Source organism: Streptomyces sp. NRRL S-37 (assembly GCF_000721605.1).
GTDB lineage: Bacteria > Actinomycetota > Actinomycetes > Streptomycetales > Streptomycetaceae > Streptomyces.
The window spans coordinates 32,900-45,008 of the sequence record NZ_JOIZ01000011.1; the positions used below are offsets into that span (position 1 = coordinate 32,900).

The following is a 12,109-nucleotide window of genomic DNA, read 5'->3' on the forward strand; positions in this document are numbered from 1 at the left end:
CAGGTGACCCGAAGAGGAGTGAGGCGCCCACAAGGGTGCCTGTCCGTTTTCCCACCGATGATCGCAGGTGACTCTCGATGGACAACTGGCGCGAACGTGCGGCCTGCAGGACCGAGGACCCCGACCTCTTCTTCCCGATCGGCACCACCGGCCCCGCCCTGATCCAGACGGAACAGGCCAAGGCCGTGTGCCGGCGCTGCCCCGTGCGGGAGCCGTGCCTCCAGTGGGCACTGGACACGGGGCAGTCCATCGGGGTGTGGGGCGGTACGAGCGAGACGGAACGCCGTGCCCTGAAGCGCCGCATCACCGCGCGGCGGGCCGCCGGGGGTTCCTGAGCCGCTCGCCGTGCCCGGCCCCGTGCGCCGCAGTACGCTCGCGGGACACCGCCGGAAGGGGCCGACCATGAGCGTGCGCGTGCGCCGAGTCCACGAACCGCCCGAGCCGGACGACGGGGTCCGGATCCTGGTCGACCGGCTGTGGCCGCGCGGTCTGACGAAGGACGCGGCGCGGGTGGACGAGTGGCCCAAGGGGCTGACCCCGTCCACCGAACTGCGCCGCTGGTACCACGCGGGCGACCGGCCGTACGAGGAGTTCCGCGAGCGCTACGAGGCGGAGCTGGCGGCCCCGGAGGCCGCCGGACTCCTGGACCACGTACGGGAACTGGCTGGGAAGGGCACGGTGACGCTGCTGACCGCGTCCAGGAACCCGGAGACCGGTCACGCGCGGGTGCTGGCCCGCCTGCTGGAGGAGTGAGCGGGTCCGGCGGAGTCCACCACGGTTCGGCAGCGCCCCGGAGGGGTGCGTCACCGTGCCTCCGGCGGAGCGCTCAGGCGGTCTGCGCGGCCGCCGCGCGCCCCGCCGCCCGGCCCGAGAAGAGGCAGCCGCCGAGGAAGGTGCCCTCCAGGGCGTTGTAGCCGTGGACACCGCCGCCGCCGAAGCCCGCCACCTCGCCGGCCGCGTACAGGCCCTCGACCGGCCGGCCGTCGGTGCCCAGCGCGCGGGAGTCGAGGTCGGTCTGGATGCCGCCGAGGGTCTTGCGGGTGAGGATGTTCAGCTTGACGCCGATCAGCGGGCCGGCCGCGGGGTCGAGGATGCGGTGCGGGGCGGCGACGCGGCCGAGGCGGTCGCCGATGTAGCGGCGGGCGTTGCGGATGCCCTGCACCTGGGCGTCCTTGCTGTAGACGTTGGCCATCTGCAGGTCGCGTGCCTCGATCTGGCGGCGCAGGACGGCCGCGTCGAGCAGCGGTTCACCGGTGAGGGCGTTCATCCTCTCGACGAGCTGTTCGAGGGTCGGGGCGGTCACGAAGTCGGCGCCCTTGCGCAGGAACGCGTCCACCGGGCCGGGGGCGCCCTTGCCCAGGACGCGGGTGCGCAGGAAGCCGGCCCGGTCCTTGGCGGTGATGTCGGGGTTCTGCTCGGAGCCCGACAGGGCGAACTCCTTCTCGATGATCCTCTGGGTGAGGACGAACCAGGAGTGGTCGTGCCGGGCGATGTCCTCGGTGGTGCGCAGGTGCCTCAGCGTGCCGAGGGTGTCGTAGCCGGGCAGACAGGGGTCGGGCAGCCGGCGGCCGAGGGCGTCGAACCACATCGAGGACGGTCCGGGCAGGATGCGGATGCCGTGTCCGGGCCAGACGGGGTCCCAGTTGCGCAGGCCCTCGGTGTAGTGCCACATGCGGTCCCGGTTGACCAGGCGCACGCCCGCGCGGGCGCTGATGTCGAGCATCCGCCCGTCGACGTAGGCCGGGACCCCGGTGACCATCTCCCGGGGCGGGGTGCCCAGCCGCTCGGGCCAGTACCGGCGGACGAGGTCGTGGTCGGCGCCGATGCCGCCGCTGGTGACGATCACGGCCTGGGCCGTGAGTTCGAACTCCCCCACCGTCTCGCGGCTGGAGGCGACACCGCGCGGTGCGTCGTCCTCCGCGAGCAGGGTGCCGCGCACCCCGCGCACGGTGCCGCCCTCGACGACGAGTTCGTCGACCCGGTGGCGGTGGTGGAAGGTGAGCAGTCCGTCGCGCGAGGCCTCGCGGGCGTACCGCACGAAGGGCGCGACGACGCCGGTCCCGGTGCCCCAGGCGATGTGGAAGCGGGGCACGGTGTTGCCGTGGCCGTCCGCGCGGAGGTCGCCGCGCTCGGCCCAGCCGACGGTGGGCAGGAAGGTGACGCCGTGGCCGTCCAGCCAGGACCGCTTCTCCCCCGCCGCCCACTCGACGTAGGCCCTCGCCCAGCGCACCGCCCAGGCGTCCTCGTCGTCGAGCCGGTCGAAGCCCGCGCTGCCCCGCCAGTCGTTCCAGGCGAGGTCGAAGGAGTCCTTGACGCCCAGGCGCCGCTGCTCGGGCGATCCGACGAGGAACAGCCCGCCGAAGGACCAGAAGGCCTGCCCGCCGAGGTTGGCGGCGTTCTCCTGGTCGACCAGGGCGACCCTGCGGCCCCTGCCGGTCAGCTCGTGGGCCGCGACGAGGCCCGCGAGTCCCGCTCCGACGACGATGACGTCGGCATCCATGGCGACCGTCCCTTCCTGTGGCGACTGTTATCCGGTGAGCAGCGCGGTCAGCAGTTGTCTCAGCCAGGCCCGGGCGCCCGCGACGTCCCGGTCCAGCAGCAGTTGGGTGGTGACGCCGTCGTAGGCGGCGACCACGGCGTGCGCGGCGCCCTCGACGTCGCCGAGCACGGCGGGCGGTCCGGTGTGGCCGCGGGCCCGGGCGAGCCGGTCCGCGATCGCCCGCCGCAGCCGCGCCCGGTGCTCCAGCAGGGCGCGTGCCACCTCCGGGTCGCGGGCGGCGTGCACCAGGAAGTCGGTCTTCACCAGCAGCCAGTCGCGGTCCAGGAGCAGGACCTCGGTGACGCGGTCCACGGCGGCGGGCACGTCGAGGCCGGGTCCGTCCTGGGCGAGGACCCCGGCCACCTGCTCGGCGATCAGTTCGGCGCGCTCCGTGTAGAGGGCGAAGAACAGTTCGTCCAGGCCGGTGAAGTTGGAGTAGAAGGCGCCCCTGGTGTAGCCGGCGGCCTCGCAGACCTCCTCGATGGAGACATGCCCGAAGCCCTTGGCGGCGAAGACGGAGAACGCGGCGGCGAGCAGGTTCGCGCGCGTGCGCAGCCGGCGCCTGGTGACGCGCCTGTCCGTACCGCCCACCGCCATGGTCACCCCTTCGTCCGGTACGGGAACGTATCCGATACACCGGTGTATCGAAAGACCCGGGAGCGGCGGGATCGCACCGGAGTCCCGCCGGGCGGCGCCGCCACGGCCGCTCCCGTCCCCCGCGCCCGTGCCGTGATCTGCTTTCCTTCTCCCGTCCGGCGGGAAGAACGGGAACGACCACAACGACTGGAACTCGGGACGAACATGCGAGCAACCGTGCGGCACGTCGCGGACGGCACCTTCCTGGTGCACGGCACGAACACCAACTGGGTGATCCTGACCGAGGGGGACGCCGTCACCCTGATCGACACCGGCTACCCCGGCGACCGCGAGGGGCTGCTCGCCTCCCTCGCGGAGGTGGGGAGTTCACCGCAGGCGGTGACGGCCGTACTGATCACCCACGCCCACAGCGACCACCTGGGCTCCGCCGAGTACCTGAGCGCCGCGTACGGCACTCCCGTCTACACCCACAAGGCCGAAGTCCCCCACGCCCGGCGGGACTTCCTGCACCAGGTGACCGTCGGGCAGGTGCTGCGCAACGGCTGGCGGCCGGGTGTGCTGCCGTGGGCGGCACACGCCCTGCGCTCCGGCGGGACGGCAAACGTGGCGGTCACCGCGCCCGAGCCGTTCCCGGAGGCCGGTCCGGGCCCGCTCGACCTGCCCGGCCGGCCCGTGCCCGTGCACACGCCCGGCCACACCGCCGGGCACTGCGCGTTCCACTTCCCGCACACCGGGGTGGTGGTGTCGGGCGACGCCCTGGTGAGCGGCCACCCCACCTCGCGGACCCGGGGACCGCAGATGCTGACGGACATGTTCCACCACGAACGCGCCACCGCCGTGGCCTCGCTGGACGTCCTGGCCGGGCTGGACGGCGACCTGCTGCTGCCCGGACACGGCCCGCTGCACGAGGGGCCCGTACGGGACGCCGCCCGGCTGGCCCGGGAGCGCGCGCACTAGGGTGAGGTGACGACCGCCCGCGAGACGAGGACACCGCCGCCATGGCACTGCAGATCAACGCCACCAACCCGGAGCACCCCGCGCTCCTGTTGGAACTGCCGTGGCACCTGCCGCTGGAGGAGTGGCCCGAGGAGTACCTGGTGCCGCTGCCGCGCGGCATCTCCCGGCACGTGGTGCGCTACGCGCGCGCCGGCGACGAGGTGATCGCGGTGAAGGAGCTCGCCCGGCGGCCCGCGCTGCGCGAGTACGAGCTGCTGCGCGACCTGGACCGGATCGGCATCCCCGCGGTGGACCCGCTGGCCGTGGTCACCGGCCGCACCGACACCGCAGGGGAGCCCCTGGAGAGCGTCCTGATCACCCGTCACCTCGGCGGCTCGATGCCGTACCGGTCGATGTTCGAGACGACGCTGCGCCCGGCGACCATGCACCGGCTGATGGACGCGCTCGCCGTGCTCCTGGTGCGGCTGCACCTGGCCGGGTTCGCGTGGGGCGACTGCTCGCTGTCCAACACGCTGTTCCGGCGCGACGCGGGCGCCTACGCCGCGTATCTCGTGGACGCTGAGACCGGCGACCTGCACCCGGAACTGAGCGTCGGACAGCGGGAGTACGACCTCGATCTCGCGCGGGTCAACATCAGCGGCGAGCTGCTCGACCTGGAGGCCTCCGGGGCGCTGCACCCCTCCGTCGACCCGATCGAGTTCGGCACCGAGATCTGCGCCCGCTACACGGGGCTGTGGCGGGAGCTGACCCGTACCTCCGTCTACCCGGCGGGCAAGCACCACTACATCGAGCGCCGCATCCGCCGGCTGAACGACCTCGGTTTCGACGTGGCCGAGATGCAGATCGAGCACGCCTCCAACGGCGACACCGTCACCTTCGTGCCCAAGGTCGTCGACGCCGGGCACCACCAGCGGCAGCTGCTGCGCCTGACCGGTCTGGACGCCGAGGAGAACCAGGCCAGGCGGCTGCTGAACGACCTGGAGAGCTGGATGGCCACCCAGGACGACTACGCCCCCGGCGATCCCCTGGGCGCCCGCCCGGAGGTCCTCGCCCACCGCTGGGTGCGCGAGGTCTTCCGGCCCACCGTGCGATCCGTGCCGCCGGAGCTGCGCGGCCCGATGGACGCCGCGGAGATCTACCACGAACTCCTCGAGCACCGCTGGTACCTGTCCGAGCGGGCGCAGCACGACATCGGGCTCGACACGGCCGTCGAGGACTACATCAGGAACATCCTGCCGAAGGCGCGGGAGACGCTCCAGCCGACGGACGACTGAGCCGGGCGGTCCGCCGCGTCAGGCCGGCGGCACCACCGCCACCGGGCAGTCCGCGTGGTGCAGGACGCCGTGGGCCACCGAGCCGATCCGGGCCCCCACGGCCGTGCGGCGGGCGCGGCGGCCGACCACCATCAGCTGGGCGGTGCCCGCCACCGACAGCAGCACCTGTCCGGCGCTGCCCATCTCGACGTGCTCGATCACGTGCACGTCGGGGTAGCGCTCCCGCCACGGCGCGAGGGCCGCCGCCAGCGCCTTCCGCTCGTAGGGTTCCAGGCCGCCGGCCTCGTCGAGGAGCCGGAGCGAGGCGGGGCTGTAGGCGTAGACCGGCGGCAGGGTCCAGGCCCGTACGGCGCGCACCGTGGCCCCGCGCCGGGCGGCGGTCTCGAAGGCGAGGCCGAGCGCGGCGGCGTTGTCCTGCGGGTCGCCCTGCTGGCCGACGACGATCTCGTGCCCGGCGACCTCGTCCGACGCCTGGTCCCCGGCCCGCACGAACACCACGGGACGTCCGGCGTCGACGATCACCTGCTGGCCGACCGATCCGACCAGGAAGCCCATGATCCGCCCGTGCCCGCGCGAGCCGAGCACCAGCAGTTCCGCGTCCGCGGCGGCACCGGTCAGGGTCTCCACGGCGTCGCCCTCCAGGACGTCCGTCGTCACGGCGAGACCGGGGTGGCGTTCGCCGACGGCGCGGACCGCCTCCTCCACCGACGCGCGGACCCACTGCTCCTGTGTCGCCCGGTCCCCCGTGTCCACCGCGTCGTGTGCCTCGAACCGCCAGGCGTGCACCACCCTCAGCGGCAGATCCCGGCGGACCGCCTCCCGCGCCGCCCAGGCCAGTGCGGCGAGGCTCTCCCCGGTTCCGTCGATCCCTGCCGTGATCGGGCGCGTCATGCGGTTCCTCCCGGTGTCGTGTCCGCTTCTCATGATCCAGTCTTCCCCACGCCGCGCGGCTCGCGCATACCCGAGCGCGGGAACGCCGTCGAACATACGATGGGCAGGGCCGGTACGGTGGCCGCGGCCCGGCCGGGGCCCGCCGCGCCGGGGATCCGACCGCACGACGTGGGGGACGTATGACACAGGCCGCCGAAGCGGCGCGGACCGTGATCATGACCGTGGACGACGACCCGGGCGTCTCCCGCGCCGTGGCCCGGGACCTCAGACGGCGCTACGGGGCGTCGTACCGGATCGTGCGCGCGGAGTCCGGGGAGTCCGCGCTGGACGCGCTGCGTGAACTGAAGCTGCGCGGCGACCTCGTCGCCGTGATCCTCGCCGACTACCGGATGCCCCGGATGAACGGCATCGAGTTCCTGGAACAGGCCCTCGACATCCATCCCGGCGCGCGGCGGGTGCTGCTCACCGCGTACGCGGACACCGGCGCGGCGATCGACGCAATCAACGTCGTCGACCTCGACCACTACCTCCTCAAGCCGTGGGACCCGCCGGAGGAGAAGCTCTACCCGGTCCTGGACGACCTCCTGGAGGCCTGGCGGCGCAGCGACCACCGGCCGGTGCCCAGCACCAAGGTGGTCGGGCACCGCTGGTCGGCGCGCTCCTCGGACGTGCGGGAGTTCCTGGCCCGCAACCAGGTGTCCTACCGCTGGTACTCCGCCGACGAGCCGGAGGGCCGGCGGCTGCTGGCCGCCGCGGGCGAGGACGGGACGCGGCTGCCGGTGGTGATCACCCCGGACGGGACGCCGCTGGTGGAGCCGGAGTCCGTGGACCTCGCCGCCCGGGTGGGCCTGGCGACGACCCCGGAGGCCGGCTTCTACGACCTGGTGGTGATCGGCGGCGGCCCGGCGGGGCTCGGCGCGGCGGTCTACGGGGCCTCCGAGGGGCTGCGGACCGTGCTGGTGGAGCGGTCGGCGACCGGCGGGCAGGCGGGGCAGTCCTCGCGGATCGAGAACTACCTGGGCTTCCCCGACGGCGTGTCGGGCGCGCAGCTCACCGACCGGGCGCGGCGGCAGGCGACGAGGTTCGGCGCCGAGATCCTCACCGCGCGGGAGGTGACGGGTCTCGAGGTCAACGGCGGCGCCCGGGTCGTACGGTTCTCCGACGGGTCGTCGGTCGCCGCGCACAGCGTGATCCTGGCGACCGGGGTGTCGTACCGGCGGCTGGCGGCGCCCGGCTGCGACGACCTCAACGGCTGCGGGGTCTACTACGGGTCGGCGCTGACGGAGGCCGCCGCCTGTCAGGGGCACGACGTGTACATCGTCGGCGGCGCCAACTCGGCGGGGCAGGCCGCGATGTACCTGTCCCGGTTCGCCAAGTCGGTGACGCTGCTGGTGCGCGGTCCGGACCTGACGGCGTCGATGTCGTACTACCTGATCCAGCAGATCGACCGGGCGCCGAACATCTCGGTGCGGTGCGGCGCGGTCGTCGAGGGCGCGCACGGCGACGGCCGGCTGGAGCGGCTGACGCTGCGCGACACGGACAGCGGGCGGACCGAACTCGTCGACGCGCAGTGGCTGTTCGTGTTCATCGGCGCCGCTCCGCTGACCGACTGGCTGGACGGCACGGTGCTGCGGGACGACCGCGGGTTCATCCTCGCCGGGCCCGACCTCACCGCCGACGGGCGTCCGCCGGCCGGCTGGGAGCTGGACCGGCCGCCGTACCACCTGGAGACCAGCGTGCCCGGCGTGTTCGTGGCGGGCGACGCCCGCGCGGAGTCCGCCAAGCGGGTCGCGTCCGCCGTCGGAGAGGGAGCCATGGCCGTGATGCTCGTCCACCGGTACCTGGAGCAGTCGTGAGCGGGCGTCCGATGCCGTGCAGCCCCCAGGAGATCGGCTCCCTGTTCCTGTTCGAGAAGCTCACCGACGAACAGCTCGGACGGCTCTGCGCCGAGGGGCGGGTGGAACGGTTCGAACCCGGCCCCGTCTACACCGAGGGCTCCCCCGCCACCTGCTTCTACGTGATGCTGGAGGGCACCGTCGTGCTGTCCCGCCGGGTCGGCGCGGACGACGTGGAGGTCAGCCGCACCTCCCAGCGCGGGGTGTACGCGGGGGCCATGCAGGCCTACCTCGGGGACCGGGTGCGGCAGGTCTACACCAACTCGATGCGCGTGACGGAGCCGACCCGGTTCTTCGTGGTGCCCGCGGACACGTTCGCGAGCGTCATGCGGGAGTGGTTCCCGATGGCGGTCCACCTCCTGGAGGGGCTGTTCTTCGGTTCGAAGAACACCCAGCGCGCCATCGGCCAGCGCGAACGGCTGCTGGCGCTGGGCTCGTTGTCGGCCGGGCTGACGCACGAGCTGAACAACCCGGCCGCGGCGGCCGTACGGGCGACGGCGACGCTGCGCGAACGCGTCGGCAAGATGCGGCACAAGCTGCGCGTCATCTCCGCGGGCACCTACGACCGCGAGACGCTGGCCGGCCTCATCGAGATCCAGGAACGGACGGCCGAACGGGTCGCGAAGGCGCCCGTGCTCAGCCCGCTGGAGGCGTCGGACCGGGAGGACGAGCTCGCCGACTGGCTGGACGACCACGGCATCCCCGACGGCTGGCGGATCGCCCCGACGTTCGTCCAGGCCGGACTGGACCTGGACTGGCTGGAGCAGGTCGCCGCCGCCGTCGACGAGGCGACGCTGCCGTCGGCGGTCGGCTGGCTCAGCTACACGGTCGAGACGGAACTGCTCATGGACGAGATCGCGGACTCCACGAACCGCATCTCGCACCTCGTCGACGCCGCCAAACAGTACTCGCAGCTCGACCGCGCCCCCTTCCAAGTCGCCGACGTGCACGAACTCCTCGACAGCACCCTGCTGATGCTGTCGGGAAAGTTCGGGCCGCGGATCAAGGTGGTCAAGGAGTACGACCGGACGCTGCCGCGGATCCCGGCCTACCCGGCGGAGCTCAACCAGGTGTGGACCAACCTGATCGACAACGCGGTCGCCGCCATGAACGGCACGGGCGCGGACGACGGGCAGGGCGGACAGGGCACGCTGACCGTGCGCACCGCGCGGGAGAACGACCGGCTGCTGGTGGAGTTCGGCGACACCGGCACGGGCGTCCCGCCGGAGATCCGCGACCGGGTCTTCGACCCGTTCTTCACCACCAAACCGGTGGGTGAGGGCACCGGACTGGGCCTGGACATCTCCTGGCGGATCGTGGTCGACAAGCACCACGGGACCCTGCGGTTCGAGTCCGAGCCGGGCGACACCCGCTTCCAGGTGCTGCTGCCGCTCACCGCACCGGCCGCCGACGACACCCCCGAGGAGCCCGCATGACCAGCGACCACGCCATCGACCCCGGCGTTCCCCCGACCGGCCCGGGCTGCGCCGACTGCGACGCCGTGGGCGGCTGGTGGTTCCACCTGCGGCGCTGCGCGCGATGCGGCCACATCGGCTGCTGCGACAGCTCGCCCGGGCAGCACGCCACGGCGCACTTCGAGGCCACCGGGCATCCCGTGGTCCGCAGTTACGAGCCGGGCGAGGACTGGTTCTGGGACTACGCCACCAACGAGCTGTACGAGTCCGGCCCCGACCTGGCCCCGCCCGTGAGCCACCCGGCCGACCAGCCGTCGCCGGGTCCGGCGGGACGGGTGCCGTCGGACTGGGCCCGGGCGCTACGGCGGTAAGGGATCGCGACCGGGAACCCGCGGCCGCCGCCCGTCGTTGTCCGGACACCCCCACCGGTCCGTGTACGACGACAACAGGGCGGCGTGATGCAGGAGTTGGTCCCCGGCGGGAATCTGGCCCTCCCGGGCGGTGCCGTGACCGTCCGGGTGCCCGGCCCCTTCGACGTGTCCGCGCTGATCACGGACGACGGCGGAAAGGTGCGCGGCGACGGCGACTTCGTGTTCTACAACCAGCCGTCCGCGCCGGGCGCCCGGCTCGTCGGGGACACCCTCACCGTCGACCCGCCGACGCTGCGTCCCGGCGCCGTGCGCGTCACGGTGGCCGTCAGCCCCGCCGACCCCGGCACCCCGCTGAGCGGGCTGCCCGTCCCCGTGCTCCAGGTCGCCGGTGCCGGCGGCCGCCCGCTCGCCCGGTTCTCCCCGCCCCGGGTGCGGCAGGAGGCCGTGCTGCTCCTCGCGGAGATCTACCGGCGCGGCGGGGAGTGGAAACTGCGCGCCCTGGGACAGGGATACGCCGACGGACTGGCCGGGCTCGCACGGGACTTCGGGGTCGACGTGGCGGACGACGACGGGGCGGTCGCCGCGCACACGGCACCCGCCGCCCCGGCCCGCCCGGCCGCCCAGGACGGCTTCCTCGGCCTGGTGAACTCCGTCCGGGCCGCCGCCGGTTCACCGCCGGTCGCCCATGACGCGCGGCTGGCCGACGCGGCGCGGGAGCACGCCGGCATGATGGCGCGCGGCGGGCGCCTCGCCGTCGAGGGCGTGGACGGAGTCTCCGTCCACCAGCGGGTCGTCGCCGCCGGATACCCGTATCTCACCGTCGGCGAGCACCTGGTCTCCGGGCCGCTCACGGTCGACCGGTTCGTCGACCACTGCCTGCGCCACGACGCGGCCCGCCGCACCGTGTGCGACCCCTCCTTCACCCATGCCGCCGTGGGGTCTTGCGAGGGGTCCGGCGACCTCTACTGGACGGCGTTGTGGGCCAGTCCGCTCACCCCGGACGGGCTGAGCCGTACGACCGGCGAGGTCATCGAGTTCACCAACCGGGAGCGCGTCCGTGCCGGACTTCCGCCCCTGTCCCACGACCCCCTGCTGACCGCGGCCGCGCAGGCGCACAGCGCCGACATGGTGGCCCGCGACTTCTACTCCCACACCGCGCCCGACGGCGGCGAACCCTGGGACCGGGCCGCCGCCGCGGGTTCGGCGCTGCGGACGATCGGCGAGAACATCGCGTGCGGCCAGCGCTCGGCCGCCGAGGTCGTCCAGGGCTGGATGAACAGCCCCGGTCACCGCGCCAACATCCTCAAGGCCGGCTTCACCCGCATCGGCGTCGGGTTCGCGGGCGGCGGCCGGGCGGGCACGTACTGGACCCAGCTCTTCGGCGGCTGACGGCGCCGGCCCCGGTGCCGTCCGTACATGATCCTGGCGGAGGGAGGGAGTCCGGGCGAGGATGCCCCCATGAAGGGTGACCTGTTTTCCAGTCAGCACACGGTGCGGCCGGCCACGGCTCCGGGCATGACCGTCGAGAACGCCAAATGCATCCGCTACACGGTCGACGGCGAGATGCACGCCCGGCAGGGCGCGATGGTCGCCTACCGCGGCGATCTCCGGTTCGAGCGCAAGGGGCAGGGCGTGGGCGGCATGCTCAAGCGGGCGGTGACCGGCGAGGGGCTGCCGCTGATGGCGGTGCGCGGCCGGGGCGAGGCGTGGTTCGCGCACGAGGCGCAAAACTGCTTCGTCGTCGAGGTCGACCCGGGCGACGAGTTCACCGTCAACGGCCGCAACGTCCTGTGTTTCGACGCCTCGCTGTCGTACCGCATCGCGACCGTGAAGGGCGCCGGCATCAGCGGCGGCGGGCTGTTCAACAGCGTGTTCACCGGACACGGCCGGCTGGGGCTGGTGTGCGAGGGGAATCCGCTGGTGATCCCGGTGTCGTCGCAGGACCCGGTGTACGTGGACACGGACGCGGTCGTCGGCTGGACCGCGGGCCTGGACACGTCGCTGCACCGTTCCCAGTCGCTGGGCTCGATGCTGCGCGGCGGGGCGGGCGAGGCCGTGCAGCTGATGCTGCGGGGCGAGGGGTACGTCGTCGTCCGGCCCAGTGAGGCGCCGCCGCAGAAGGCCCAGCAGCACTGAGCGATGTTGACCTTGGCCGCCGGGCGGGCCAGGG

12 protein-coding genes are annotated in these 12,109 nt (G+C 73.4%); 9 read left to right on the top strand and 3 right to left on the bottom strand.

Going from position 1 to position 12,109, the window contains the following annotated elements; genetic code table 11:
- The first annotated feature begins 77 nt into the window (after window positions 1-77).
- Both IH50_RS0117635 and IH50_RS0117640 read left to right on the top strand, forming a co-directional pair.
- Complete coding sequence (locus tag IH50_RS0117635) at window positions 78-335, top strand: WhiB family transcriptional regulator (protein WP_030862552.1); 258 nt, start codon at window positions 78-80, stop codon at window positions 333-335.
- A 67-nt stretch (window positions 336-402) separates the two neighbouring features.
- A complete protein-coding gene (locus IH50_RS0117640) occupies window positions 403-753 on the top strand; it encodes a DUF488 domain-containing protein (protein WP_030862554.1) in 351 nt (116 codons plus the stop codon).
- Between the two features lie 73 nt (window positions 754-826).
- Here the strand turns inward: IH50_RS0117640 and IH50_RS0117645 are convergent, their stop codons facing one another.
- Together IH50_RS0117645 and IH50_RS0117650 are read right to left on the bottom strand one after the other, a co-directional pair.
- Complete coding sequence (locus tag IH50_RS0117645; protein WP_030862557.1) at window positions 827-2,500, bottom strand: FAD-binding dehydrogenase; 1,674 nt, start codon at window positions 2,498-2,500, stop codon at window positions 827-829.
- Window positions 2,501-2,527: 27 nt separating this feature from the next.
- A complete protein-coding gene (locus tag IH50_RS0117650; RefSeq protein ID WP_030862562.1) occupies window positions 2,528-3,136 on the bottom strand; it encodes a TetR/AcrR family transcriptional regulator in 609 nt (202 codons plus the stop codon).
- Between the two features lie 204 nt (window positions 3,137-3,340).
- On the opposite strand from IH50_RS0117650, the gene IH50_RS0117655 reads away from it, so the two are divergent.
- Together IH50_RS0117655 and IH50_RS0117660 are read left to right on the top strand one after the other, a co-directional pair.
- Complete coding sequence (locus tag IH50_RS0117655; protein WP_030862565.1) at window positions 3,341-4,093, top strand: MBL fold metallo-hydrolase; 753 nt, start codon at window positions 3,341-3,343, stop codon at window positions 4,091-4,093.
- 41 nt (window positions 4,094-4,134) lie between these two features.
- Window positions 4,135-5,367: a DUF4032 domain-containing protein gene (locus tag IH50_RS0117660; protein WP_030862568.1), complete on the top strand. Its 1,233-nt coding sequence runs from the start codon at window positions 4,135-4,137 to the stop codon at window positions 5,365-5,367.
- 18 nt (window positions 5,368-5,385) lie between these two features.
- Here IH50_RS0117660 and IH50_RS0117665 read toward each other — a convergent pair whose 3' ends face one another.
- Window positions 5,386-6,258 carry a universal stress protein gene (locus IH50_RS0117665; protein WP_030862571.1) on the bottom strand — a complete coding sequence of 291 codons (873 nt, stop codon included), beginning with the start codon at window positions 6,256-6,258 and terminating at the stop codon, window positions 5,386-5,388.
- A 179-nt stretch (window positions 6,259-6,437) separates the two neighbouring features.
- Between IH50_RS0117665 and IH50_RS0117670 the strand changes: the two genes are divergently transcribed.
- The 5 genes from IH50_RS0117670 (at window position 6,438) to IH50_RS0117690 (ending at window position 12,075) form a co-directional block, all read left to right on the top strand.
- Window positions 6,438-8,114: an FAD-dependent oxidoreductase gene (locus IH50_RS0117670; RefSeq protein ID WP_030862575.1), complete on the top strand. Its 1,677-nt coding sequence runs from the start codon at window positions 6,438-6,440 to the stop codon at window positions 8,112-8,114.
- Entirely contained in the window at window positions 8,111-9,589 is a 1,479-nt protein-coding gene (locus tag IH50_RS0117675; protein WP_030862577.1) for an ATP-binding protein, read from the top strand. The genes IH50_RS0117670 and IH50_RS0117675 overlap by 4 nt, the downstream gene beginning before the upstream one ends.
- Window positions 9,586-9,939, top strand: a complete 354-nt coding sequence (locus IH50_RS0117680; RefSeq protein WP_030862580.1) for a UBP-type zinc finger domain-containing protein — start codon at window positions 9,586-9,588, stop codon at window positions 9,937-9,939. The genes IH50_RS0117675 and IH50_RS0117680 overlap by 4 nt, the downstream gene beginning before the upstream one ends.
- An 87-nt stretch (window positions 9,940-10,026) precedes the next feature.
- Complete coding sequence (locus IH50_RS0117685; RefSeq protein ID WP_030862583.1) at window positions 10,027-11,328, top strand: CAP domain-containing protein; 1,302 nt, start codon at window positions 10,027-10,029, stop codon at window positions 11,326-11,328.
- 69 nt (window positions 11,329-11,397) lie between these two features.
- Window positions 11,398-12,075 carry an AIM24 family protein gene (locus IH50_RS0117690; protein WP_030862586.1) on the top strand — a complete coding sequence of 226 codons (678 nt, stop codon included), beginning with the start codon at window positions 11,398-11,400 and terminating at the stop codon, window positions 12,073-12,075.
- Window positions 12,076-12,109: the final 34 nt, after the last annotated feature.

Bases quoted from the DNA above. Each gene is read 5' to 3' on its own strand.
- IH50_RS0117635 (WP_030862552.1), top strand. From the start codon at position 78: ATGGACAACTGGCGCGAACGTGCGGCCTGCAGGACCGAGGACCCCGAC.
- IH50_RS0117640 (WP_030862554.1), top strand. From the start codon at position 403: ATGAGCGTGCGCGTGCGCCGAGTCCACGAACCGCCCGAGCCGGACGAC.
- IH50_RS0117645 (WP_030862557.1), bottom strand. From the start codon at position 2,500: ATGGATGCCGACGTCATCGTCGTCGGAGCGGGACTCGCGGGCCTCGTC.
- IH50_RS0117650 (WP_030862562.1), bottom strand. From the start codon at position 3,136: ATGGCGGTGGGCGGTACGGACAGGCGCGTCACCAGGCGCCGGCTGCGC.
- IH50_RS0117655 (WP_030862565.1), top strand. From the start codon at position 3,341: ATGCGAGCAACCGTGCGGCACGTCGCGGACGGCACCTTCCTGGTGCAC.
- IH50_RS0117660 (WP_030862568.1), top strand. From the start codon at position 4,135: ATGGCACTGCAGATCAACGCCACCAACCCGGAGCACCCCGCGCTCCTG.
- IH50_RS0117665 (WP_030862571.1), bottom strand. From the start codon at position 6,258: ATGACGCGCCCGATCACGGCAGGGATCGACGGAACCGGGGAGAGCCTC.
- IH50_RS0117670 (WP_030862575.1), top strand. From the start codon at position 6,438: ATGACACAGGCCGCCGAAGCGGCGCGGACCGTGATCATGACCGTGGAC.
- IH50_RS0117680 (WP_030862580.1), top strand. From the start codon at position 9,586: ATGACCAGCGACCACGCCATCGACCCCGGCGTTCCCCCGACCGGCCCG.
- IH50_RS0117685 (WP_030862583.1), top strand. From the start codon at position 10,027: ATGCAGGAGTTGGTCCCCGGCGGGAATCTGGCCCTCCCGGGCGGTGCC.
- IH50_RS0117690 (WP_030862586.1), top strand. From the start codon at position 11,398: ATGAAGGGTGACCTGTTTTCCAGTCAGCACACGGTGCGGCCGGCCACG.